We start from the raw sequence: 22,441 nt of genomic DNA on the forward strand, positions 1-22,441 counted from the left end.
CCCCCTGGTGCGCGGGCAGCGGATCGGCTTGTTCGCCGGGTCGGGCGTGGGCAAGTCCTCGCTGCTGGCCAAGTTCGCGCGGGGGGTGGCGGCCGATGTCGTCGTCATCGCCCTGGTGGGAGAGCGGGGGCGGGAGCTGCGGGAGTTCACCGAAAGGGTGCTCGGCCCGGCGGGGATGGCCCGCAGCGTGGTGGTGACCGCGACCTCGGACCAGTCGCCCCTGATGCGGCGGATGTGCGCGCTGACGGCGATGGCGGTGGCGGAGCACTTCCGGGACCAGGGCAAGCATGTGCTGCTGCTGGTCGACTCTGTCACCCGCTTCGCCGAGGCCCACCGCGAGGTCGCGCTGGCGGGGGGCGAGGGGGCGTCCTTGCGCGGTTTCCCGCCCTCGCTGACGCAGGCGATCATGGGGCTGGCCGAGCGTGCCGGGCCGGGGCCGGAGGGGGCGGGGGATATCACGGCGGTGTTCTCGGTCCTCGTCGCCGGGTCGGACATGGAGGAGCCGGTGGCCGACATCCTGCGGGGGGTGCTGGACGGGCATGTGGTGATGGACCGGCGGATTGCCGAAAGGGGGCGGTTTCCGGCGATCGACCTGCTCCGGTCGGTCTCCCGCTCGCTGCCGGAGGCGGCGACGGAGGAGGAGAACGGGTTGATCGGCGAGGCGCGGCGGCTCTTGGGGGCCTACGACCGGGCGGAGATGATGATCCAGGCCGGGCTCTATGCGACCGGGTCGGACCCGGTGATCGACCGGGCGATCAAGGTCTGGCCGGGGCTGGACGGGTTCCTGGCCGAGGCGGCGCCGGAGACGGGGATCGTGGGGAGCTTCGAGCGGTTGAAGGCGAGCCTGAAGGGGTGATCCGGGGGCCGCAAGGGGCTGCCTTCGGCGGGGATGTCCACGGTGGACAGAAAATTCGTGCGAGTGATTTCAATAAGTTGCGCGCGGACGTTCAGGATTGATTAAGATTTGCCGCAGTCCGCCCAATCACCGCTGCAGCAGCGCCAGCGCCCGTGCGGCGGGGGAGCTGTTGCTGGCCTGGGCCTGGATGTCGGACTGCAGGAGATAGCGGCGCACCAGCGCATCCATCGTCTTCGTGTCCTTGAACTGCGCCGGGTCGGCGGAGCCGAACGCCGCCTCGGTCTTCGCCTTCAGCACCGAGACCTGCTGGTCGATGTCGATGGAGGCGAAGCTGGCGGGCAGGCCCAGCGCGGTCTGCATCACCTCGCGCAGCGGCGCGGAGCCGAGGATCGTGTACCACTTCGCCTCCGCGCTGCTGGTCCTGGCGGCCAGGAGCGGCAGTTCGCGTTCGGCGTTCATCGCCAGCCGGTAGGTATTGTTCTGCTCGCCCACCGCCGTCTCGAAACTGCGGGCGCGGTACTGCGTCAGGATTTCGTCGGCGAAGGTGGACAGCTTGGTCCGGGGCACCGAGAAATCGCCATAACCGAAGGCAGCGGCGAATTTCTGGTACTGCTTGTCGGCCAGCTTGTTGGCAAGACTGCCCTCCTTCAGCGTGCTGCCTTCCAGGATCTTCTGGACGAAGGCCTTGCTGTTCACATCGCCCTCCAGCCCGAAGGCGGTGAGGGCGATGCGCAACAGCCGTTTGTCGCTGACCAGCTTCTCGGCGGTGTCGGCCTTGCCGATCCGGTCGCGAAAATAGGCCTCGTCCCGCTGTTGTGCCGGAGCCGCCTGCTGCACGGCCTGCTGCCGCGCCATCGTGCGCTTGAGGAACCCCCAGCCGGTGTAACCCGACAGCGGCAGGACCGGCTGGAAGCTCACGCGCGGCCGGCGGCGAAAAGCCGCTCCTCGCGCGGAAGCAGCGACCGCAGCGCCTTCAGCGCCTGGTAGTGCTGATCCTCCATCACCGCCCGGCTGGCGAGCGTCAGCTGGGTGCGGCTGTCGTAGTCGGTCAGCACCTGCGAAAGCTGTTCGATCCCGCGCAGAAGTTGCAATCGCGCCTCGTCGGGGTTGGCATCGCCGGTCAGCACCAGCTGGGCGATATAGCAGACCCGGCGGACGGGGGTGTTCACCTCCTCGGGGTGGATCGCGTCGCGCAGGCGCAGGATGTTGGCGTTGGGCGTCATGATGGCGAGGCGCGAGCGCTTCTCGCCGTTCTCGATCACCGCGCCGTTGATCAGCACCCGTTCATGCGGGCCGAGCTTCAGGACGAGGCCGGTCATTTCACCCCCCCGTCGCCGCGCAGGCCCCGCATCACGGCCATGTTGATGTCGGCCAGAACCTCGACGCTGGCCTTGTCGTCCAGCACGGCGCGGCTGTGCTTCGCGGTGAATTCGTAAAGGTAGAACAGCCGCGCCCGCAAAGCCTGCGGCAGGCCGTTGCCAGGCAGCGCCACGTCGGAGGCGAGCGTGGACCAGAGCTGCGTGTTGTCGGTCACGGCGCGGACAAGGGCGGGGAAATCGGTGGTCCGGTTGGTCCAGGCACTGCGCAGGCGCTGCGTCACCTGCGCGAGCAGGTCGTATTCGACGGAACGCAGCGACCGGGTCGGCGCCGCGCGTTGGGCATAGCTGATGGCGGAATAGAAGGTCATGGGGTGTCCATCTGTTCGAAAGCGTTGGGGTGGGCCGGGCCGCGAGGGTCAACCCCCGCGGCCCGAAAAGCTTAGCGGAACAAGGACAACAGGCCCTGCGGCTGCTGGTTGGCGATCGACAGCGCCTGGGTCGCAAGCTGCTGCTGGACCTGCAGCGCCTGCAGCCGGGCCGAGGCTTCCTCCATGTCGGTATCGACCATCACGCCGATGCCGGTCTTGAGCGAGTCGGTCAGGTTGCCGACGAACTCGTTCTGGATGTCGATGCGCTTCTGCGACGAACCGAAGGAGGCCGCGGCATTGATCGAGGTTTGCAGCATGCCCTCGATGTCTTGCAGGGCCGTGGTGGGCGAGTTGACGACGTCGATGGTGTTCAGCCCGGCCAGGCCGCCGGTGCCGCGCGTCGCGGTCGCCGAGATGGCCGCCGCCTGGTTGGTGTTGTTCGCCACCTCCAGCTCGCCCGCGTTCAGCGTCAGGGTGAAGTCGCTGTCCGACAACCCGTTCGAGGTCAGCGAGGCCTTGAGGCCCGCCACCAGCGCATCGCCGGTATCGCCTTTCTGCACGACATAGCTGCCTTCGACCGTGCCGATCTTCAGGCTGATCTTGTCGCCCGCGACCAGTTCGGTCAGGTCGGCCGGGTCGGCGGTGGCATCGTTCGCGGCCAGCGCCCCGGCGCCGCCCTGGAAGGCGAAGGCGTCCAGCGTGACCGGCGTGCCGGTGACGACGCTGGCCGCCGACAGGGTGCCGCCCCCCGCCGTCAGCGCGGCGCCCGCGTTGGTCGACAGGTTCTGCGCATCGACGGTGATGTTCGAGGAGGTCACGCCGGTCTGGCTGCGGTCGAGCGAGGACAGCACGTTGACCGTGGTCTGCGAGCCGTTGACCAGGTTCAGCCCGTTGAACTGCGCGGCGCCGACGGTCGATTCGATCTGCTTGGTCAGCGCGTCGATGTCGGTCTGGATCTTGGTCCGGTCGACGTTCTCGGCCTGGGAGGCGACGATCTTGCCCTTCATCTCGGTCAGGAGCTTGGTCACGGTTTCCGAGGCGTTGCGGGCGACGGTCAGCGTGGCCGAACCGACGGACAGGCTGTCGGAGATGCCCTTGAAGCCTTCGACATCCGATTCCATCACCTTGGAGATCGCCCAGACGGCGGCGTTGTCCTTGGCGCTGGCGACCGACTTGCCGGTCGAGATGTCGGCCTGGGTCTTGTTCAGGTTGGCGTTGATGCCCTTCATGGTCTGCAGGGCAACCATCGCGCTGGTATTGGTCAGGATCGACGACATGTTTCAGTCCTTCACGTGAGGGCCGCAGGTTTCACGGCCGGAAAGCCACGAGGCGTGGCAGATTGGGCTTCTGTCCGTGCTTGCCGGTCTTCCGGGAAGCGCCGCCCCGGCATGGGACGCAAGGACGATGAAGCCTCAAAGCAGCTAACCAATTCCTAAGCGCAGTCCGGGAAATGCCCGGCATTTGAGACAGATCAGACGCGTCTCGCAGGGGTCAGGCCAAGCGGTGCAATCTCGGCCTTGTGCCCGCGCGCGTCGTAGGTGGTGAGCGTCGGGCCGCGGGCGATCTCGGTCATGCGCAGGCGCGCGGCCTTCACGCCACGGGTCGCCGCCTCCAGCAGCCGGGCGTTGCGCCGGGCTTTTGCCTGCAACCGCTCGGCGCTGGCGCGGTCGGTCGGGGCGATTCGCGCGGCTTCGATCTTTGGTGCGAGGCGCGCGAGGGCGGCAAGATCGCCTGCCATCAGCGCGGCGGCGGCCTGGTCGAGCAGGGCTTCAAGCGGCATGGTCTTCGGCCTTCACCATCGAATCGAAGATCAGCTGGGCCAGCCCGATCCCGCCCTGCTGCACGATCAGCTTCGCCTGTTCGTCGCGCAGGAACGAGGAAAACTGCGCCTCGCCCTGGCCGCCGCCGAAGCTGCCCTGCATCTCGCCCAGGCCGGAATGGGCGAGCATCTCGGAGAGGAAGGTGGCCTCCAGCTCCTCGGCCTTGTGCATGAGCTGGTCGTGGCGCGAGGGCGGCTGGGCGGTGATCGGCTGGATGTCCATCGGGGTCTCCGGGATCGGTCGGATTTTCCGCAACGATCCGCGAGGGGAGTAAAGAATGGGTAACTTCTTGCCGGGATAACGGGGCAAATGCGGCAGAAGTCGTGGAATCATGCAAAGCGCCCTGGTCCTGTCCCCGTCTCTCCCTCTGGCCAAGTCCGGTGCCGGGCCCGCCTCGCCGGTGGAGGATGGGTCTTGCGAAGGGTTCAGTCTTGCGCTGGCCGAGGACGGCACCGAACCCGGTGGCGGGGCGGCGACGGACGACCCGCCCGTGGCCGAAGGCATGGTTTCGGTGGCGGTTCCGGTCTTGCTCTGGCGCACTGCGATGCCGATGGACGGCGAGGCGGAGGCCGACGGGCCGGTGGATGCGGCCGGTCGGGGCGTGGTGGTCGGTCGCGCGGACCGGGGCGCCGTCGCACGGTCTTCCTGTGGGTCGGGCGACATGGTCCTGGCAGGGGAACCGGGGCTGTCGTCGCAGTCGGCTTCCGAGCCGCTCGGGGGCGGCGGCGACTGGAAGATGGCGGCTTTTCCGGGCGGGGAAGGGTCCGCCGGGGCCATCGCATTCGCGGCGGATACGGACGGGGAGGTCGCCCCTGTCCTTGCCGGGGCGGGAGAGTCTGGGCCTGGGAGCAGGGGAGAATCCGGCAGTCCCGAGCGCCCGGGTGGGCGACCGGAGGGCACCAGATCGCGCGCGGCAAGGTCCTTCGTCACGGCGCAGGCTCTTCGGGCCTGGCCGGACCCAGGGCAGGGACCTGCGGCCAGGCCCGGCGATGGGGGCAATGGCGGTGCCGGTGTTCCGGGCTTTGGTCTTGGAGAGGTTGCCGTCGCTGGCGAACGGCCGGCACCTTTCCTGTCCGGGGCCGGGCCGGGGCTGGCGGCAAGCCCGACCCCACCGCTGGTCCGGCCCGATCTCCCTGATGATGGGACCCTGCGCAATCCGGTTGCCATCCCCGCGCTTCCGGTGGCGGATGGAGAGACGATCCTGCGCGGGGAACATGTCGCAGGCCTGCAAAGGTCGATTGCCCCGACCCGGATGCGGGAAGAGGCTGGGATCGGCCCAGGGAACAGGGGCGCCGACGCGGTGCCACCGGCGAGCATCTGGGAGCGGCTTCTCTCCGGGGCCGCACGGACGGAGGATGCGGTCGAAGCCGGGGCCGCACCGATGGATCAGGACGGCTTTCCTGGCCCCGAAGACCGCGCCGTGGCCGCAAGGGTCGCGAGCCAGGAGTCCCGCATGGCGATCGGGTCGGCGGGTCGCGGCCCCGGGTCGGTCGGTGCCGTCGATTCCGGCGTTGGAACAGCACCCGCAGGTGGTTCGGGGGCTGTCGTGTCCGCTGGATCACGCGTACCGGAAGCAGTTGCCCCTCCGGACAATACGCGCACAGCCGCCGCACCCAACCCAGGGATGGGCGTGCCCGCTCTCGCTGCCCCGGACGCTGCGCCAGACCTTGCCCCCGCGCGAGAGGTGTCCGGCGATCCCGGCCTTCTTGCCGCAGGGGCTGGCCTCCCGGCTCCGCTCGCGGCGGCGGTGGGCCCTGGTCCCGCTGCCCCCCCCATGCCGGTTCCGCAGCTTGTGGCCCGGATGGCCGCTGCGTTGAATCCGGGAGCGGAGGGCGAGACAGAGCTTGCGCTGTCGCCGGAAGAGTTGGGGCATGTCCGGGTGAAACTCAAACCGGATGCGGCCAACCCGGAGCGGCTGGTGGTGATGATCACCTTCGAACGCCCCGAGACGCTGGACCTGTTCCGTCGCCATGCGGGTGAACTGGCCGACGCCTTCCGGTCGGCAGGCTATGCCGGGGCGGATATCGGCTTTGGCCAGCAGGGCGACCGACAGCCGGGAACGGACGGGCACGAAGGCGGGACCGGACAGGTCTTCGATGGCATTTCCCGGCCTGATCCCGCCGCCCCTTCACATGCTTCGCCGCGTCTTCTCGGCGCAGCTTCCCTTGACCTGAGACTGTGAGGCCAGAATGGACGTCACCTCTGCCACTTCCGCAACCAGCGCGACGGCGCCTTCGACATCCGCGCCGAAGATCAGCTCGGATTTCAATACATTCCTGCGGATGCTGACGGTTCAGATGCAGAACCAGGATCCGATGAACCCGATCGATTCGGCGGACTACGCGGTGCAGCTCGCCACCTTCTCGGGGGTCGAGCAGCAGGTGCAGACCAACCAGCTTCTCGCCGAGATGCAGGGCAAGTTCCAGCAGCTCGGCATGGCGGAAATGGCAAGCTGGATCGGCAAGGAGGCGCGGTCGGCAGCGCCTGTCCGCTATGATGGCTCGGCGGTGACCCTGTCGCCGAACCCGGCTGCGGGCGCCAACCGGGCCGTGCTGGTGGTGAAGGATGCGCAGGGCAATCTCGTCTCGCGCGAGGAGATCCCGGTCAGCACGGCGCCCTATCAGTGGCTTGGCGCCGGGATCGACGGCAACCCCCTGCCGCCAGGTACCTATTCCATCACGCTGGAAAGCCTGAACGGCGAGACGGCGATCGCGACGACGCCGGTCGAGCACTATGCCCGCGTGATCGAGGCTAAGGGCGGGGGCAGCAGCGGAACCCGGCTGGTGCTGGAAGGCGGGGCGGAAGTGTTGGCCAGCGAGGTCACCGCGCTCCGCGAACCTCAGGGGTGAGGGACAAGAATTTTCGAAAATTCTTGGCAAATTCCTTCGAAGGAATTTGGTCCGGCCCAGCGGTCAGAGCAGGCGGTCGACCAGCATCCCCGTCGCAAAGGCCGCCACTGCCAGCGCAATCCACAAGAGCGGCGCGAGCGGGTGTTGCGGTCGGGGCGGGAGAGTGGCGGGGTTCCCGGTCCGGATAAGTTGCGCCTCGACCAGGGCGGGCAGCCTGGGGCCGAAGCGGGCCAGGACGCGCGTGGTCTTCAGAAGGTCGCGCAGCACGGCCTTCGGGCCCAGGTTCTCGCGGATGTAGCGCTCGACGACGGGGCGGGCGACCTGCCAGATGTTGATATGCGGGTCCAGACTGCGCGCCACGCCTTCGACCACCACCATCGTCCGTTGCAGCAGGATCAGCTCGGTCCGAGTCTCCATCCCGAAACGTTCCGTCACTTCAAACAGATACGCCAGCAGCCGGGCCATCGAGATGCGGCTGGCATCCATGCCGAAGATCGGCTCGCCCACGGCCCGGAGCGCGCGGGCGAATTCGTCGATGTCGCGGTCCGCCGGGACGTAGCCCGCCTCGAAATGCACCTCGGCGACGCGGCGGTAATCCTTGCGGATGAAGCCCATCAGGATCTCGGCATAGACCCGGCGGGTATATTCGTCGATCCGGCCCATGATGCCGAAATCATAGGCGATGATGTCGCCGTTCGCCGCGACCTTCAGGTTGCCCTGATGCATGTCGGCGTGGAAGAACCCGTCGCGCAGCGCGTGGTTCAGGAACAGTTGCAGCACGCGGGCGGCGACCACCTTGCGGTCGATCCCGGCGGCGTCGATCAGGGCGATGTCGTTCAGGCCGATCCCCTCGGCCCAGCCCAGCGTCATCACGTTGCGGCTGGACAGGAACCAGACCGGTTTCGGGACCTGGAAGCCCTCGTCCTTTTCCGTGTTCGCGGCGAATTCGGCGGCGGCAGAGCTTTCCAGCCGCAGGTCCAGCTCTCCCATCACCACGCCCTCGAAATGGGCGATCACGTCGACGGGGCGCAGGCGGCGGGAAAACGGCGCAAGGCGCTCGATCCAGCGGGCGGCAAGGTAGAAGGCGTCGATGTCCTTGCGGAAGGCGCGCTCGATCCCGGGGCGGAGGACCTTGACCGCCACGTCCTCACCCGTATCCGCCATCCGCGCCCGGTGGACCTGGGCGATGGAGGCGGCGGCGACGGGTTCGGAGAAATCGCTGAACAGCGTGGCAACGGGCAACTCAAGCTCGGCCTCGATCATCGACTTGGCGATCTCGGTCGGGAAGGGGGGAAGCTTGTCCTGCAGGTATTTCAACTGGTCCGCCAGGTCGTCACCGACAATGTCGGGGCGGGTCGAAAGCACCTGGCCGAACTTGATGTAGGCCGGGCCAAGCGCGGTCAGCGCCCGGGTGGCGGGGGGGAGCGCCGGGTCGCCCTTCAGGCCCAGCCATTTGAACGGCCAGCCCAGCATCCGTGCGGCAAGGCGCAGGTGCGGGGGCGCGCGGAAGGCCTCCAGCACCACGTCCATCGCGCCGGTACGCTCCAGCGTGGCGCCGGTGCGGATCAGGCGGATGATGTTGTGCGGACCCTTCACAGTTTCCAGCCGGAATGGAGGGCCGCGATCCCGAGGGAGAGGTTGCGGTATTTCACCTGGCCGAAACCGGCGGTGCGGATCATTCCGGCGAAGGTTTCCTGATCGGGGAACTTGCGGATCGATTCGACGAGGTATTGATAGCTGGCCCGGTCGCCCGCGATGATCTGGCCCATCACCGGGATGACGTTGAAGGAATACAGATCGTAGGCCTTCTGCATCAGGTCGTTGGGGATCTGACTGAACTCAAGCACCATGAGCCGCCCGCCGGGGCGCAGCACGCGGTAGGCTTCGCGCAGGGCGTCGGGGATGCGGGTCACGTTCCTGATGCCAAACGAGATGGTGTAGGTGTCGAAGGAATTGTCCGGGAACGGCAATGCCATCGCATCGCCGACGACCCAGTCCAGGCTTTGCGCAAGGCTTTCGGCCTCGGCCCGCTTGCGGCCCTCGACCAGCATCGGTTCGGTCATGTCGCAGACAACGGCCTTCGCCCCCGGCGCGCGTTTCAGGAAGCGGAAGGCCACGTCGCCGGTGCCGCCCGCCACGTCCAGCAGCCGCTGGCCGGGGCGCGGGGCCAGCCAGTCCATCATCGCGTCCTTCCAGATGCGGTGGATGCCGACGGACATCACGTCGTTCATGATGTCGTATTTCGAGGCGACCCGGCTGAAGACGCCATGCACCATCCCGGCCTTCTCGGCTTCGGGCACGTCCTGGAACCCGAAGTGCGTGGTCTTGTTCCCGGTCATTCTGCCCGCCCGAAAATTGCCATCCGCCGGGATATAGCGCTCCGGGCGCGCGAAGGGAAACCGCAATCTGCCGCAGGAGGGCGCGCCGGGGCAGGGGCGCCCTCTAGGCCGTCTCCACCTTGGGCAACAGCAGGACCGGCGCGCCAAGTTCGACCTGGTCGTAAAGCTCGGCGATATGGGCATTCGCCAGCCGGACGCAGCCGTTCGAGACGGCAGTGCCGATGGTCCAGGGCTCGGGCGTGCCGTGGATGCGCAGGAAGGTGTCGGCCCCCGCTTCGTTGAAAAGGTAGAGCGCGCGGGCGCCCAAGGGGTTCTTCGGCCCGCCGGGCATCCCGTCGGCATATTGCGCATAGTGGTCGGGGTCGCGGGCGATCATCTCCTTCGTGGGGGTCCAGCTGGGCCATTCCTTCTTGGCGCCGACGCTGAACCAGCCGGATTCATAAAGGTTCCCCCGCCCGACGCCGACGCTGTACTGCATCCCCCGCCGGGGCGTCAGCGCGAGGTAGAGCGCGAAATAGTCCGGGTCGACGATGATCGTGCCGGGCTCCTGCTCGTCCTGGAAGCGGACGGGGCGGGGCAGGAAGTCCTCGGGCATGACCCAGTCGTCTTCGGTTTCGGCAAAGGCGCGCCAGGGCAGGGTGGCGGCCAGGCCGGTGACGGCGAAGGTGCGACGGGTGAGAAGGGTCATGTGCTTGTCCTTTTCGGGCAATCCTTGCGGGGACGCGGGTAACGCGCACCACAAGATGGCGTGAGACAAGACGGAAAAGGCCCCGGGGTTTCGCCCGGGGCCTTCACGTTCACGCCAGCAAGGACAATCAGCCCTCGGCGGATTCTTCTTTCTTCTCGGTGATTTCCGCGCCGGTCTCCTGGTCGACCATCTTCATCCCCAGGCGCACCTTGCCGCGGTCGTCGAAGCCCAGAAGCTTGACCTTGACCTCCTGGCCTTCCTTCAGCAACTCGTTCGGGTGGTTCAGGCGCTTGTTGGCGATCTGGGAGACGTGCACCAGACCGTCGCGCTTGCCGAAGAAGTTCACGAAGGCGCCGAAGTCGACCAGTTTCACCACCTTGCCGGTGTAGATCTGGCCCTCTTCCGGCTCGGCGACGATCGACCAGATCATCTCATGCGCCTTCTTGATGGCCTTCTGGTCGTTCGAGGCGATCTTGATCACGCCGTCGTCGTTGATGTCGACCTTGGCGCCCGAGACCTCGACGATCTCGCGGATGACCTTGCCGCCGGAGCCGATCACTTCGCGGATCTTGTCGGTCGGGATCTGCATCGTCTCGATCTTCGGGGCGTATTCGCTGAAGCCCTGCGGAGCGCTGAGGGCCTTGGCCATTTCGCCCAAGATGTGCAGGCGGCCGTCTTTCGCCTGGGCGAGAGCCTGCTTCATGATCTCTGGGGTGATCCCGGCGACCTTGATGTCCATCTGCAGCGAGGTGATGCCGGAAGCGGTGCCCGCGACCTTGAAGTCCATGTCGCCGAGGTGATCCTCGTCGCCCAGGATGTCGGTCAGCACGGCCCAGGAGCCGTCATCTTCCAGCACCAGACCCATCGCGACGCCCGCGACCGGCGATTTCAGCGGCACGCCCGCGTCCATCATCGACAGCGATCCGCCGCAGACCGAGGCCATCGAGGAGGAGCCGTTCGATTCGGTGATCTCGGACACGACGCGGATGGTGTAGGGGAAGTCGGTCGGCGCCGGGAGCACCGCCTGCAGCGCGCGCCAGGCGAGCTTGCCGTGGCCGATCTCGCGGCGACCGGGCGAGCCAACGCGACCCACTTCGCCAACCGAATAGGGCGGGAAGTTGTAGTGCAGCAGGAAGTTCGACCGGTAGTTGCCGTTCAGCGCGTCGATGATCTGCTCATCCTCGCCCGTCCCAAGGGTGGTGACGACGAGGCCCTGGGTTTCACCCCGGGTGAACAGCGCCGAGCCGTGGGCGCGGGGAAGAACCCCGGTCTCCGCGACGATCGGACGGACGGTCTTCGTATCGCGACCGTCGATCCGGCGGCCGTGCTTGACCACGTCGCCGCGCAGGACCGCCGATTCCAGCTGCTTGATCGCCGGGCCGAGGTTGGCGTCGGCAAGGTCTTCCTCGCCCATCGCGGCCTTGATCGCGTCGACGGCGGCGTCGATGGCGCCGGTCCGCTCCTGCTTGTCGCGGATCGCGAAGGCGGCGCGCATCTGCGCCTCGCCAGCCTTCTTCACCTTGGCATAGAGCGCCGAATAGTCAGGCGGGGTGAAGTCGAAGGGCTCTTTCGCCGAAGATTCGGCGAAGTCGATGATCAGGTCGATCACCGGCTGCATCTGCTGGTGGCCGAAGACCACGGCGCCGAGCATTTCCTCTTCGGTCAGCTCGTAGGCCTCGGATTCCACCATCATCACGGCGTCCTTGGTGCCCGCGACGACAAGGTCGAGCCGCTGGTCGGGCTTCATGCGCAGTTGCGTCATGTCGTCCATCGCCGGGTTCAGCACATACTGGCCGTCGACGAAACCGACGCGGGCCGCGCCGATCGGGCCCATGAAGGGCACGCCCGAGACGGTCAGCGCCGCCGAGGCCGCGATCATCGCCACGATGTCGGGGTCGTTGACGAGGTCACACGACAGCACGGTCGCCATGACCAGCACTTCGTTGCGGAAGCCGTCGACGAAAAGCGGGCGGATCGGCCGGTCGATCAGACGCGAAACCAGCGTCTCTTTCTCCGAAGGCCGCGCCTCGCGCTTGAAGAAGCCGCCGGGGATCTTGCCGGCTGCGTAGTACTTTTCCTGATAGTGAACGGTCAGCGGGAAGAAGTCCTGGCCCGGCTTCGCGGCGCGCGCGAAGGTCACGTTGGCCATCACCTGGGTCTCGCCCAGCGTCGCGATCACCGACCCATCGGCCTGGCGCGCAACTTTCCCGGTTTCCAGAGTGAGCGTTTCGCTGCCCCACTGGATGGATTTCTTGGTCACATTGAACATGTATCGTTTCCTCTGAGGACCCGGCCCCTGCCGGTGCCCCCGATAAATGGCGGCCCCATTGCCGCCCATCCCCCAAATCCTTCGCACGGGCCCCGGGGGCGGGCCTCACGTCTCAGATGGCGGGGGCCTTACAGGAAAACGGCGGGGTTGGGAAGCAAAGACCTGCGCAGCCCTATTCCGCCGCCGCCGGGGCGCCGATCCGCCCCGTTGCCACCAGCGCCACGCCGCCAAGGGTTACGGCAAGGCCGGTGGCCATCGCCCAGGTCAGGGGTTCGCCGAACAGCGCCCAGGCCCAGAGCATCGTCACCGGCGGGCTGAGGTAGACGGTGGCCGAGACCATCGCGGGCGGGTAGAGGCGGAGGAGCTGGTAGTAGATCAACCACCCGCCATAGGTGGCCAGCAGGACGAGCCAGGCCATCCCCATCAGGTAGCCGGGGGAAAGCGGCGGGAAGAGGCCGCCGCCGGTGTGCGCGAAAGGGGCGAACATCAGCGCGGCCCAGAGGCATTGCAGGCAGAGCCGCTGCGGGATGGTCAGCGGGATCGCGGCGCGGCGCTCCTGCACCACGGTCGAGAGCGCAAAGGCCAGCATCCCGAGGATCGGCAGGGCATAGGCCAAGACCGGCGCCTGCCCGAGGGCGAGGGCGTCGGCAGAGACGGTGAGGACTCCGGCCAAAGCGATGCCCGTGCCCGTCCACTGCCGGGGGGAAAGCGGCTGGCGCAGGATCGGGGCTGACAGGACGGCGATGCCAAGGGGGACGAGGTCGCTCATCAGCGCGACGAGGCCGGTGGGCACGCCCTCGCCGATCGCCAGGGCAAAGCCGCCAAGGTAGAGGAACATGCCGAGGAAGGCGTAGAGCCCCTGTTCCAGCACGGCGCGCGGGGTGATCCGGGGGCCGCGCAGGAGGAAGGGAGTGAGGCAAAGGCCAGAGATCAGGCTGCGGCCGAAGAGGATCTGCGGGACGGTGGCGGCGTCGGTGGTGAAGCGGATGCCGACAAAGCCGGAACTCCAGCAGATGACCAGCGCGGCGGCGAGGGTGGTGAAGAGGAGGGGCGAAGGGCGCATGGGGCCACTCTGGCGGTTGGGTGGCCCCGTGCCGTCTGGCTTGCGACCTATGCCGGGGGCAAAGCGACCGGGCAAAGAAAAAACGCCCGGCCTTGTGGGGCCGGGCGTTCGATGCCTGTCGGGCGGGTCAGATCGCCGACTTGATCCAGTTCTCCAGCGCGGCCTTGGGCGCGGCGCCGACCTTGTTCGAGACGACCTGGCCGTCCTTGAACATGAACAGCGCCGGGATGCCACGAACGCCGAGGACGGCGGGGCTGTCGGGGTTCTCGTCGACGTTGACCTTCACGATCTTGACCTTGCCCGCGTATTGCGTGGCAAGCTCTTCCAGCGCCGGGCCGATCTGGCGGCAGGGGCCGCACCATTCGGCCCAGAAGTCCACGACGACCGGGATGGAGGATTTGCGGACCTCGGTGTCGAAGGTGGCGTCGGTGACTGCGACGGTGGCAGCGCCCATGATCGTTCTCCTGCGGGATTTGTCGGGTAAGGAAGGTATGGATCGGGGGGCGGAACGTCAAGGGATCGTGGTTCTGAGGAACGCCTGCCTCACGATGTCGGGATCGACGGGCATCAGGCGGGGGTGCTTGGTCCAGAGGATCGCGGTCTCGACCGGGCGGTCGGGGTAGATCTGCGTCAGCATGTGGGCATAGGCGCCAAGCTGGCGGAGGATGCCTTCGGGAATCGTTTCGGGCCGGTCGGGGATCACGGCGTTCGACTTGTAGTCGATGATCAGGATGCGGTCGGGCGTGATCACCAGCCGGTCGATGGTGCCCGCCAGCGTCCGGTCGCCCCAGGGGGCGGTGACGGCAACTTCCGCCAGCGTTTCGGGGCCGAAATGGGGGGCGAGGTCGGGGTGGGCAAGGACCAGCCGCGCCTCGGCGAGGGCATCGGTCAGGTGCAGGGGGTCGGGGACCAGGGTGGCGGCGAGGCTGTTCCAGTCGCCGGGATCGCGGCCCGGCAGCCGTTCGAGGAGAAGATGCAGCGCGGTGCCGCGCGCCTTGGCCTCGGCTTCGGGGTAGAGCGGCTCACCGGGCAGCGCCTTGGCGCCACCGAGGTCGGAGGGCGACAGCACCTTCGGCGCGCGGAGGGGCTCGGGGGCGTGGTGCGAGGCCCAGACAGAAACGGCGGGGGGTGTCGCAGCGGTCACGGTGCGCAGGGCCGGGCCGGGCCAGTCACCGAAGGCGTGGCGGAGGATGCCGTCCGTGATCGTGGCCCCGGCGGCGGCGACCCCGGCGGAAATCAGGTTGTGCCAGCAGGTCGCTTGCGTGGTCTTGCCCGCCCCGGCGACAACCAGCCAGCACCGGGCGCGGGTCATCGCGACGTAGAGGAGCCGCAACCGTTCCGCCGCATCCCGTTCCGCCCGCGCGGCGCGTTCTTCGGCGATCAGCGCGGGGCTTTCGTCCTTGGCGACCTTCCAGACCGGCGAGCCGCCCGGCAGGCGATACAGCTGGTCGCGGTCCTGCGGGGTGCGGTCGCAGGTGTCGGGCAGGATGACGATTTCGGCCTCCAGCCCCTTGGCGCCGTGGACCGTCATCACGCGGATGCGCTGGCCCTCGCCGTCCAGCTGGCGCTTCACCTCGACCTCGTCGGTCTCCATCCAGGCGAGAAAGCCGGTGAGGCTCGGCACCTCGGTCGCCTCGTAGGACAGGGCCTGCGAGAGCAGTTCGTCGATCCCGTCCTCGGCCTCGGCCCCCAGCCGCCCGATCAGCTTGCGGCGGCCGTCATGGCGGTGAAGGACGCGCTCGATCAGGTCGTAGGGGCGCAGGAAATCGGCCTGGCCGCGCATGTCGTTCAGGAATGTGCGGGTCGCGTCGTGGCCGGGATGGTCGCGCAAAGCCTCCCAGAGATAGCCCTTGCGCGGGTTCGCAAGACGGAACAGCTCCGCCTCGGACCAGCCGCAGAGGGGGGAGCGCAGGACGGCGGCGAGCGACAGGTCGTCCTCGGGCGTGTCAAGGAAGGCGAGCAGCGCGGCGAGGTCCTTCACCGCCAGTTCGCCGCCCAGCTTCAGCCGGTCGGCCCCGGCGATGGGCAGGCCCAGGGTCTTGCAGGCACGGATGATCTCGCGGAACAGCTCGGACCGGCGCTGCACCAGGATCAGGAAATCGCCGTAGTGGATCGGGCGGTCGGGCTTGCCCGCCTGCGGGATCTGTTCGCCGCCGTCCACCCGGTCGCGAATCCATGTGGCGATCCGGTTCGCCAGCGCGACGTTCGGGTCCTCCGGGTGCGGGGTGTCCAGCGGTTCGAACCAGGGGCCGGGCTCGGCCTTGTCTTCCTTGCCGATGACCGGCCAGACATCGACCCGTCCGGGCAGCGCTTCGTTGAAGGCCAGGTGATGCGAGCCGCCGCCAAGTGCTGCGTGCTGGTCGGCGGTGAAGGTGCGGTCGACCACCTCCAGAACGGCGGGTGAGGAACGGAAGGAATGTTCCAGCGCGCCTTCCACAAGGCCCGCGCCTCCGGCCAGACGACTGCCGAAATGGCCACGCATGTGGTCGAAGGCGGTCACATCGGCGCCCTGGAAGGAATAGATCGACTGCTTCTTGTCGCCCACGACGAAAAGCGTCCGCTGCCGATTGGTCGCGCCCTCCCCAGCGATCAGTTCGGCGGAGAGCGCCTCGATCAGCCGCCATTGCTCCGGGCTGGTGTCCTGCGCCTCGTCGACCAGGATATGGTCGATACCGCCGTCCAGCCGATACAGCACCCAGGCGGCCAGCGAGGGGTCGGTGAGCAAGGCCTTGGCGCGGGCGATCAGGTCGTCGAAATCGAGGAACCCCCGTGCGGCCTTGCGGTCGGCGTAGTGCCTCAGGAAGACGGCGGCGAAATCGTGCAGCGCGAGGGTCTTCCCGGCGGCGGAAAGGGCAACGCGTTTCGCACGCGCCGCCTCGACACGGGCCATCAGGTTGTTCAGCGGGTCGATCAACTCGCCCAGCAGCGGGCGGGTATCCTTTGTCGGGAAACTGCCGATCTTCGCGGCATAGTGCTGCGACGGGTCCTTGCTGCCGCCCTTGTTCAACAGGCAATCCTCCAGCGCCACCAGCGTGTCCGAGGTGGGCGCGCGCAGGTCCAGCGACCCGAGCGTCTGGGCGGCCTTGGCGTCGGTCTTCGAGCCGTGGGCAAGGATGCCGATCACGCCGGACATCCAGACTGCCTCGTCGCCGAAGAACACGTCGGCCAGCACGTCGCCCAGGCTGAAACCGGGCGTCAGGCCGAAGAGAGGCCAGATTTCGGCGGCGGTCAGCGGTGTTTCGAACGCCGCGCGGTGGCTGGCGATCTGCTCGACCAGCTTGGCGAAATCCTCGCCGTCCTGCACCTCGGTCAGGCGGCGAACCACGGCTGCGTCCGGGCCGTCAGCCATTTCCTCGACGATCTCGGCGCGCATCTGGCGCGCGGCGCGGTCGTCCATCTCGGTGAAGCCGGGGGGCACGCCCGCCTCCAGCGGGAAGCGGCGCAGAAGGCTGGCACAGAAGCTGTGGATGGTCTGGATGCGCAGGCCCCCCGGCGTCTCGATCGCGCGGGCGAACAGCTGGCGGGCGCGGGACAGGCGCTGTGCCGACAGCGCGCCCTCGCCCAGGGTGGAAAGCGTCTCGCGCAAGGCGGCTTCGGGCATCATCGCCCATTCGCCCAGCCGCTTGAACAGCCGGTTCTGCATCTCGGACGCGGCGGCCTTGGTGTAGGTCAGGCAGAGGATATGCTGCGGCTCGACCCCGCCCAGGAGGAGGCGCGCCACGCGGTCGGTCAGCACGCGGGTCTTGCCCGACCCGGCATTGGCCGAAAGCCAGGTGTTCCGCGCGGGATCGGCGGCGGCGATCTGGCGGGTGGAGGCGTCGGTCATGACAGGTCCTCCGGTGCGGGATCGTCGGTCATGTCCCATTCGCCGAAGCGCGAGAGGTGGTCGTAGTCGCTGGGGTCGCGCACGGATTCCAGCGCGCGGCGGGCGGTGTAGCCTTGGCCGGGACGCGCGTAGCTGGCCATCAGCCGACCGAATTCGGCCCAGACTTCCGCCACCTCGCCGGGTTGCAGGTCCGTTGTCTCTTCAGCCAGTTCCGCCTTCAGCCCGACATAGGACAGCTTCGCCACCTCTGCCGGATCCAGCCCCTTGAACCCGCCGCCTTCGGCCATCGCGGCGGTCAGGAACAGCTGCTTGTCGAAATGCTTCTGCTGCGCCTTGGTCGGCGGCGCGCCTGTCTTGTAGTCGATCAGGTACAGCCGCCCGTCCGCCTGAAGGTCGATCCGGTCGGGCTTGCCGGTCAGCGTGAAATCGAGGCCTTGAAGCGTCACCGCGCCCTTCTCCTCGATCAGCACCGGTTGGCCTCCGGTCGTGGCGGAGAAGGCAAGGAAGGCGTCCGCCGCCTTGGCGATGCGGCTTTGCCAGATGGTGCGGGCCAGGGGCCAGGCCACCCGGTCGGCCAGCACGGCACTGGTGATCGAAAGCAGGCGCTCGCGGTCGCCGCCACCGCTGCGCAGGTAGACCTCCAGGATTTCGTGCAGCACGGTGCCGCGCAACCGGGGGTCGGCTTCGGGGCGTAGCGGATCGAGCGGGCGCAGTTTCAGGACATGGCGGGCGTAGATCGCATAGGGATCGCGGACCAGGGTCTTGATCTCGGTGACGGACAGCTTCCTCGGCCGGGCCGCGACGGGGGGGCGGGGCGAGGGGCGCTTCGCTGGGTCTTCGAGGGGCGCCGCGTCGAAGGCCTGCGCCTTGCCGAGCCAGTCGTCGCCCCGTGCGCGCATGGCCTTCAGCGCCTCGGGGCCGCTCCGCTCCGGGAGCCCCGACATCAGGTTCACCAGCCGGTTCAGCCAGCGCGAGGGGACGGTTTCCGCCTCGGCCCCCCGCTTCGAGCGGCTGAGGACCACCCGCTTCGCCGCCACCGCCTGCTGGTAGTCATGCGCCGAAAGCCCGATCCGGCGTTCGGGGAGCAGAAGCCCGGCCTCCTTCCGCATCGCCCGGTTCAGCCAGGGATCGGGCGGCGGCTGGGCGGGCCAGGTGCCATCGTTGAGCCCGCCGAGGATCACCAGGTCGGCCCCCTGCACGCGGGCCTCCAGCGTGCCCCAGATCATGATGCCGGGATGCACGCTTTCCGTCTCGCGCACCTCATGCCGATTGAGGACCCCGAGGAACACGCCCGCATAGTCGGCAGGCGTCATCTCGCCCCCGGCCCCGGCGTCGGCTTGCAATTCGGAGACGGCCTTCAGCGCCTCCTCCCCCGCGGCCTTCTCCCACAGCGCGCCGGTGCCGGTTTCGGCAAAGCCGCGGGCGAGGGCTTCGGTCAGGACCAGATGCATCGCGACGAAGTCTTCCAGCGGCAGCTTCGGGATCGTCTCGTGCCCGCAAAGCGTCGCCGCCACGATCCGCGCCCAGTCGGCGGCGCGGTCGTGGGTCTGGGTCTCGGCCCATGTCTGGACGCTTTCCGCCGTGGGAAAGGCGGGGCCGTGACGGCGGAGATGCAGCTCGAACTCGCGGGTCAGGATCAGGTGCGGGCCACGACCGGGACCGGAGAAGGCGAGCGGGTGTTTCAGCAGCGCCAGCAGCGCGTCACCGGTCAGCTTCTGGCCGAAGAGCGCCGCGACCTGCCGCATCAGCCGCCCCGGCGCCGACAAGGCCAGCGGACGGCCCGCCGAGTCGTCCGGGCGGATGCCCCAGCGGTCGAGCGCGGCGGTGACGCGGCGGGTCAGGTTGCGGTCGGGCGAGATCAGCGCGGCGCGGGTGTTTGTCTCCGCCGCCTCACGCAGGATCAGGGCGATGGCGATGGCCTCGGCGCGTTCGCTTGGGGCTTCGATCAGGGTCAGCGCCTCGGTCGCGGGGCCAAGGTTGGGGAGCATCGGCCCTTCGGTCAGCCACTGGTCGGTGATCGGCGCGGGGCGGAGCGAGAGCGAGATCAGCCGGTTGCGACCCGGATCGGGGGGCTGCACGTCGGTCCAGCGCCGGATCGCCTGCGGGCCGCAGCCCAGGAGGTCCATCACCCGGCGGAAACGGTATTGCGGATGGTCCTCGGCGGTCAGCGCGTCGTCCATGCTGGCCCAGACCGGATCGGGCGTGTCGAAGTCATAGCCGGGCAGGACCACCGCGCCCTTCGGCAGCCGGGCGATGGCCTGCACCAAGAGCGCCGTGGTCCCGCGCGAGGCTGTGGAGCCCGCGAGGATCACCGGGTCGGCGGGGGGCTTGGCCGACCACTGGTCGGCCAGCCGTGTCACCGCCGCGCGCAACACGGCTTCGGCATCGGGCGCCTCACCGCGCAGGGCCTCGGTCACGATGCCGAGGAAGGCCTGCGTCCGCGCCCAGTGGGCGGAGTGGTTGGCGACGTCCAGCCTTGCGATGCGCTCGGGCGCGACGCCTTCGCCCTGCATCTCTTCCATCAGCGCGGCGAGGCTGTCGGCCAGATCGTAAAGCGCCGTGCGGGGGAACTGGGTGAAGCCGGTGGCGAGGAGACCGTCGAGCAGCACCGACATCTCCAGCCTGCGGCGGAGGGGAGAAATCGGGCGCGGCAGCGCGACCTGCGCCAGCGCGGCAGCTTCGGTGACGAGCAGCAGCCGCGGCAGGAGCAGCGCGCCCTTGGCTTGCAGGCATTCCGTCACCCGCCGCCGCATCCGCTGGGTGTTGACGATCAGCACCACCCGCGCCAGCGCTTCGGGCGGTTGACCGGCCATGCGAGTGAGAAGCCCCTCGACCAGTTCGGCGGGGAAATCGACGCCGGGGGGCAGGGCGTAGAGGTTCGGCTCAGTCATCTTGCGCAGAGTGGAGGAGCGTTTCCGCCGCCGCAATCCCCTCGGGGTGGCCCACGTCGCACCAGCCGCCCTGGTGGACGATCCCGTAGGCGGTACCTGCGGCGATCATTTCCGTCCAGGGTTTGTTGAGCGAAAAGACCGCGTCGGGGGTGGCGGCGATCCGGGCCGGGTCAAGGATCTGCGCGCCGATGTAGACATGGTCCTCACCGCCCTCACCCCGGCGGATGCGGCCATCGGGGGCCAGCCGGAAATCGCCCTTCGGGCCGTGGGCCAGCGTGTCGGCCAGCGGGAGGAGGAGGAGCAGCGCCTCCATCCGGTCGGGGTCCCAGGCGGCGGCGAGTTCGCGCAGGGGGTTCGCCCCGGTCCAGATGCCGTCGCTGTTCAGGATCGCGACGGGGCCATCGCCCAGCAGCGGCAGCGCGGCTTTCAGGCCCCCGCCGGTTTCGAGGATGGGTCCGGATTCGTGGCTGATGAGGATATCGCGACCGGCAAGATGTGCCGCCATCTGTCCGGCGCGATAGTGCGTGTTCACCACCGTCCGGGACACGCCCGCCCGCTGCCCCACCTCAAGCGCATGGTCGATCAGCGCGCGTCCTGCGACCGGGATCAGCGGCTTCGGGCGGTCGGCTGTCAGCGCGCCCATCCGGGTGCCGAACCCGGCGGCGAAGATCATCAGCGGGAAGAGGAAGTCGGGCATTGCCGTTCGATCTTGTGCAAGAGTTCGGGGGAGGGCGCGGGCAGCAGCCGGTTGCAGATCGCGCGCAGGTCGGTCAAGGCCGGGTGGTCAAGGTTCTGTTGCAACTGGCCCCAGACCCTCGGGATCAGGCGCAGGTACTGCGGTTTCCCGGCGACGAGGCAGAGCCGCACGAAGACGCCAAGGATGCGCAGCGCCCGCTGCGCGCCGAGGGTGGCGTAGTGGGCGGCGAAGGCAGAGGGGTCGGCTCCGGCGGCATTGGCGAAACGGGCAATCATCGCGGCCTCGGTTTCGGGCCGGACATCGCGGCGGGCGTCCTGCAGGAGCGAGACGAGATCATAGCCCGGCTGGCCCAGCTGCCCGAGCTGGAAGTCGAGCAGCCCGACGCGGGCCAGCCCCTCGCGACCGGGCAGCCAGAGCAGGTTCTCGGCATGGTAGTCGCGCAAGATCAGCACGCGGGGGCCGTCGGCATGAGCGGTCAGCGCCGCGGCGAGGGCGGCGTGGAAATCGGCCCCGTCCGGTTTGGCTCCCCTGGCGGCGAAGGCATACCAGTCCAGCGCGAAGCCCGCCGCCGTCGCCCAGTCCCTGGCGGAAAGATTCGGCAGGCCCGGCGGGTGCGAGGCGGTTTGCAGGTGGAGGAGAACGTCGACCGCCGGGGCGTATAGCTCGGCCTCGCGGGCGGGGTCGGCGGTCAGGAGACGGGCGAAAACATCGTCGCCCAGGTCTTCGAGCAGCAGGAAACCGCGGGACAGGTCCTCGGCCAGGATAGCGGGGGCGGAAAGGCCAAGGCTGCGCAGGTGCCGGGCCATGCTGGCGAAGGCGGCAGGGTCGTCGGCCCCGCCGGGCGGGTTGTCCATCAGGACAGCGGTTGCCGCGCCAAGCCGCAGCCGTTCGTAGCGGCGGTCGGAGGCGTCGCCCGCGAGGTGGTGGCGTCCGGCCCTGCCCCACCCGGCGCGCGCAAGAAAGACGGTGATTTCTGCGGGCCGGTCAGCCATCGGCGAGCGCCCTTCCCAGCCCGGCCCGCCCGCCGCTGATCACCGCCCGCCGCCCCTCGCCCGCCGCTTCCAGCCTGATCCGCAGTGCTTCGGGCGGGAGATGCGCGCCCAGCCGGTCGGGCCATTCCACCAGGCAGATCGCCGACTGGAAGGCATCGTCAAGGCCCAGCTCCCAGACCTCGTCGGGATGGGTCAGACGGTAAAGGTCGGCGTGCCAGATCTCCACCCCCTCCGCGTCATACACCTGCACCAGGGTGAAGGTGGGCGAGGGCACCTCTTCCGCGTTCCCCAGCCGGTCGCGGATGAAGGCGCGGGCGAGGCTGCTCTTCCCCGCCCCGATCGGGCCCTCCAGCAGGATCACGTCGCCGGGCCGGGCCAGTGCGGAAAGCCTGTGGCCCAAGGCTTCCGTCGCATCGGCGTCGGGCAGGTGAAGGGCAAGCGGGGCGGCAACGGTCATGGCGCGA

General features: G+C 68.6%; 19 protein-coding genes and 1 pseudogene. 3 read left to right on the top strand and 17 right to left on the bottom strand.

What is annotated here, in order from left to right:
* Positions 1 to 856: pseudogene (fliI, locus tag ACE3P6_RS06610) on the top strand (flagellum-specific ATP synthase FliI); the annotation flags it as partial.
* Between the two features lie 126 nt (positions 857 to 982).
* Here fliI and ACE3P6_RS06615 read toward each other — a convergent pair.
* The 6 genes from ACE3P6_RS06615 to ACE3P6_RS06640 all read right to left on the bottom strand — a co-directional run bounded on the left by ACE3P6_RS06615 (position 983) and on the right by ACE3P6_RS06640 (position 4,585).
* A complete protein-coding gene (locus tag ACE3P6_RS06615; RefSeq protein WP_374392964.1) occupies positions 983 to 1,774 on the bottom strand; it encodes a DUF1217 domain-containing protein in 792 nt (263 codons plus the stop codon).
* The gene (flbT, locus tag ACE3P6_RS06620; RefSeq protein ID WP_374392967.1) at positions 1,771 to 2,175 is read right to left on the bottom strand and encodes a flagellar biosynthesis repressor FlbT; all 405 of its coding nucleotides are present in this window, start codon (positions 2,173 to 2,175) and stop codon (positions 1,771 to 1,773) included. The genes ACE3P6_RS06615 and flbT overlap by 4 nt, the downstream gene beginning before the upstream one ends.
* The gene (gene flaF / locus ACE3P6_RS06625; protein ID WP_374392969.1) at positions 2,172 to 2,543 is read right to left on the bottom strand and encodes a flagellar biosynthesis regulator FlaF; all 372 of its coding nucleotides are present in this window, start codon (positions 2,541 to 2,543) and stop codon (positions 2,172 to 2,174) included. The genes flbT and flaF overlap by 4 nt, the downstream gene beginning before the upstream one ends.
* Before the next feature lie 71 nt (positions 2,544 to 2,614).
* Positions 2,615 to 3,820, bottom strand: coding sequence for a flagellin (locus tag ACE3P6_RS06630; RefSeq protein ID WP_374392971.1), 1,206 nt, complete (start codon positions 3,818 to 3,820; stop codon positions 2,615 to 2,617).
* A gap of 194 nt (positions 3,821 to 4,014) precedes the next feature.
* On the bottom strand, positions 4,015 to 4,323 hold the full coding sequence (locus tag ACE3P6_RS06635) for a hypothetical protein (RefSeq protein ID WP_374392973.1): 309 nt from the start codon (positions 4,321 to 4,323) through the stop codon (positions 4,015 to 4,017).
* On the bottom strand, positions 4,313 to 4,585 hold the full coding sequence (locus ACE3P6_RS06640; protein WP_374372692.1) for a rod-binding protein: 273 nt from the start codon (positions 4,583 to 4,585) through the stop codon (positions 4,313 to 4,315). The genes ACE3P6_RS06635 and ACE3P6_RS06640 overlap by 11 nt, the downstream gene beginning before the upstream one ends.
* 109 nt (positions 4,586 to 4,694) lie before the next feature.
* On the opposite strand from ACE3P6_RS06640, the gene ACE3P6_RS06645 reads away from it, so the two are divergent.
* Both ACE3P6_RS06645 and ACE3P6_RS06650 read left to right on the top strand, forming a co-directional pair.
* On the top strand, positions 4,695 to 6,545 hold the full coding sequence (locus ACE3P6_RS06645) for a flagellar hook-length control protein FliK (protein WP_374392975.1): 1,851 nt from the start codon (positions 4,695 to 4,697) through the stop codon (positions 6,543 to 6,545).
* Positions 6,546 to 6,552: 7 nt separating this feature from the next.
* On the top strand, positions 6,553 to 7,212 hold the full coding sequence (locus tag ACE3P6_RS06650; RefSeq protein WP_374392978.1) for a flagellar hook capping FlgD N-terminal domain-containing protein: 660 nt from the start codon (positions 6,553 to 6,555) through the stop codon (positions 7,210 to 7,212).
* Between the two features lie 63 nt (positions 7,213 to 7,275).
* Here the strand turns inward: ACE3P6_RS06650 and ubiB are convergent, their stop codons facing one another.
* From ubiB to tsaE, 11 genes are all read right to left on the bottom strand, one after another.
* Entirely contained in the window at positions 7,276 to 8,808 is a 1,533-nt protein-coding gene (gene ubiB, locus ACE3P6_RS06655) for a 2-polyprenylphenol 6-hydroxylase (protein WP_374392981.1), read from the bottom strand.
* Positions 8,805 to 9,551 (bottom strand): bifunctional demethylmenaquinone methyltransferase/2-methoxy-6-polyprenyl-1,4-benzoquinol methylase UbiE, encoded by a 747-nt coding sequence (gene ubiE / locus ACE3P6_RS06660; protein ID WP_374392984.1) that lies wholly within the window; start codon positions 9,549 to 9,551, stop codon positions 8,805 to 8,807. The genes ubiB and ubiE overlap by 4 nt, the downstream gene beginning before the upstream one ends.
* Positions 9,552 to 9,654: 103 nt before the next feature.
* Entirely contained in the window at positions 9,655 to 10,239 is a 585-nt protein-coding gene (locus tag ACE3P6_RS06665; RefSeq protein WP_374392986.1) for a L,D-transpeptidase, read from the bottom strand.
* A gap of 127 nt (positions 10,240 to 10,366) precedes the next feature.
* Positions 10,367 to 12,508, bottom strand: a complete 2,142-nt coding sequence (gene pnp / locus ACE3P6_RS06670; protein ID WP_374392989.1) for a polyribonucleotide nucleotidyltransferase — start codon at positions 12,506 to 12,508, stop codon at positions 10,367 to 10,369.
* A 172-nt stretch (positions 12,509 to 12,680) separates the two neighbouring features.
* Positions 12,681 to 13,571 carry a DMT family transporter gene (locus ACE3P6_RS06675; protein ID WP_374392991.1) on the bottom strand — a complete coding sequence of 297 codons (891 nt, stop codon included), beginning with the start codon at positions 13,569 to 13,571 and terminating at the stop codon, positions 12,681 to 12,683.
* 127 nt (positions 13,572 to 13,698) lie between these two features.
* On the bottom strand, positions 13,699 to 14,025 hold the full coding sequence (trxA, locus tag ACE3P6_RS06680; protein WP_374372713.1) for a thioredoxin: 327 nt from the start codon (positions 14,023 to 14,025) through the stop codon (positions 13,699 to 13,701).
* Positions 14,026 to 14,082: 57 nt separating this feature from the next.
* Positions 14,083 to 17,397, bottom strand: coding sequence for a double-strand break repair helicase AddA (addA, locus tag ACE3P6_RS06685; protein WP_374392994.1), 3,315 nt, complete (start codon positions 17,395 to 17,397; stop codon positions 14,083 to 14,085).
* Positions 17,394 to 20,288 (bottom strand): double-strand break repair protein AddB, encoded by a 2,895-nt coding sequence (gene addB / locus ACE3P6_RS06690; protein ID WP_374392996.1) that lies wholly within the window; start codon positions 20,286 to 20,288, stop codon positions 17,394 to 17,396. Before addB ends, addA begins: the two co-directional genes overlap by 4 nt.
* Positions 20,281 to 20,985, bottom strand: coding sequence for a nucleotidyltransferase family protein (locus tag ACE3P6_RS06695; RefSeq protein WP_374392998.1), 705 nt, complete (start codon positions 20,983 to 20,985; stop codon positions 20,281 to 20,283). Before ACE3P6_RS06695 ends, addB begins: the two co-directional genes overlap by 8 nt.
* Complete coding sequence (locus ACE3P6_RS06700; protein ID WP_374393001.1) at positions 20,961 to 21,977, bottom strand: aminoglycoside phosphotransferase family protein; 1,017 nt, start codon at positions 21,975 to 21,977, stop codon at positions 20,961 to 20,963. Before ACE3P6_RS06700 ends, ACE3P6_RS06695 begins: the two co-directional genes overlap by 25 nt.
* The gene (gene tsaE / locus ACE3P6_RS06705; protein WP_374393004.1) at positions 21,970 to 22,434 is read right to left on the bottom strand and encodes a tRNA (adenosine(37)-N6)-threonylcarbamoyltransferase complex ATPase subunit type 1 TsaE; all 465 of its coding nucleotides are present in this window, start codon (positions 22,432 to 22,434) and stop codon (positions 21,970 to 21,972) included. The genes ACE3P6_RS06700 and tsaE overlap by 8 nt, the downstream gene beginning before the upstream one ends.
* Positions 22,435 to 22,441 lie beyond the last annotated feature (7 nt).

Source organism: Tabrizicola sp. (assembly GCF_041911175.1).
In the GTDB taxonomy this organism is placed as follows: Bacteria; Pseudomonadota; Alphaproteobacteria; order Rhodobacterales; family Rhodobacteraceae; genus Tabrizicola.

What these genes read in the sequence shown, in the direction of transcription:
- flbT (WP_374392967.1), bottom strand. Translation starts at nt 2,175, where the DNA reads ATGACCGGCCTCGTCCTGAAGCTCGGCCCGCATGAACGGGTGCTGATC.
- flaF (WP_374392969.1), bottom strand. Translation starts at nt 2,543, where the DNA reads ATGACCTTCTATTCCGCCATCAGCTATGCCCAACGCGCGGCGCCGACC.
- ACE3P6_RS06630 (WP_374392971.1), bottom strand. Translation starts at nt 3,820, where the DNA reads ATGTCGTCGATCCTGACCAATACCAGCGCGATGGTTGCCCTGCAGACC.
- ACE3P6_RS06635 (WP_374392973.1), bottom strand. Translation starts at nt 4,323, where the DNA reads ATGCCGCTTGAAGCCCTGCTCGACCAGGCCGCCGCCGCGCTGATGGCA.
- ACE3P6_RS06640 (WP_374372692.1), bottom strand. Translation starts at nt 4,585, where the DNA reads ATGGACATCCAGCCGATCACCGCCCAGCCGCCCTCGCGCCACGACCAG.
- ACE3P6_RS06645 (WP_374392975.1), top strand. Translation starts at nt 4,695, where the DNA reads ATGCAAAGCGCCCTGGTCCTGTCCCCGTCTCTCCCTCTGGCCAAGTCC.
- ACE3P6_RS06650 (WP_374392978.1), top strand. Translation starts at nt 6,553, where the DNA reads ATGGACGTCACCTCTGCCACTTCCGCAACCAGCGCGACGGCGCCTTCG.
- ubiE (WP_374392984.1), bottom strand. Translation starts at nt 9,551, where the DNA reads ATGACCGGGAACAAGACCACGCACTTCGGGTTCCAGGACGTGCCCGAA.
- ACE3P6_RS06665 (WP_374392986.1), bottom strand. Translation starts at nt 10,239, where the DNA reads ATGACCCTTCTCACCCGTCGCACCTTCGCCGTCACCGGCCTGGCCGCC.
- pnp (WP_374392989.1), bottom strand. Translation starts at nt 12,508, where the DNA reads ATGTTCAATGTGACCAAGAAATCCATCCAGTGGGGCAGCGAAACGCTC.
- ACE3P6_RS06675 (WP_374392991.1), bottom strand. Translation starts at nt 13,571, where the DNA reads ATGCGCCCTTCGCCCCTCCTCTTCACCACCCTCGCCGCCGCGCTGGTC.
- trxA (WP_374372713.1), bottom strand. Translation starts at nt 14,025, where the DNA reads ATGGGCGCTGCCACCGTCGCAGTCACCGACGCCACCTTCGACACCGAG.
- addA (WP_374392994.1), bottom strand. Translation starts at nt 17,397, where the DNA reads ATGACCGACGCCTCCACCCGCCAGATCGCCGCCGCCGATCCCGCGCGG.
- addB (WP_374392996.1), bottom strand. Translation starts at nt 20,288, where the DNA reads ATGACTGAGCCGAACCTCTACGCCCTGCCCCCCGGCGTCGATTTCCCC.
- ACE3P6_RS06695 (WP_374392998.1), bottom strand. Translation starts at nt 20,985, where the DNA reads ATGCCCGACTTCCTCTTCCCGCTGATGATCTTCGCCGCCGGGTTCGGC.
- ACE3P6_RS06700 (WP_374393001.1), bottom strand. Translation starts at nt 21,977, where the DNA reads ATGGCTGACCGGCCCGCAGAAATCACCGTCTTTCTTGCGCGCGCCGGG.
- tsaE (WP_374393004.1), bottom strand. Translation starts at nt 22,434, where the DNA reads ATGACCGTTGCCGCCCCGCTTGCCCTTCACCTGCCCGACGCCGATGCG.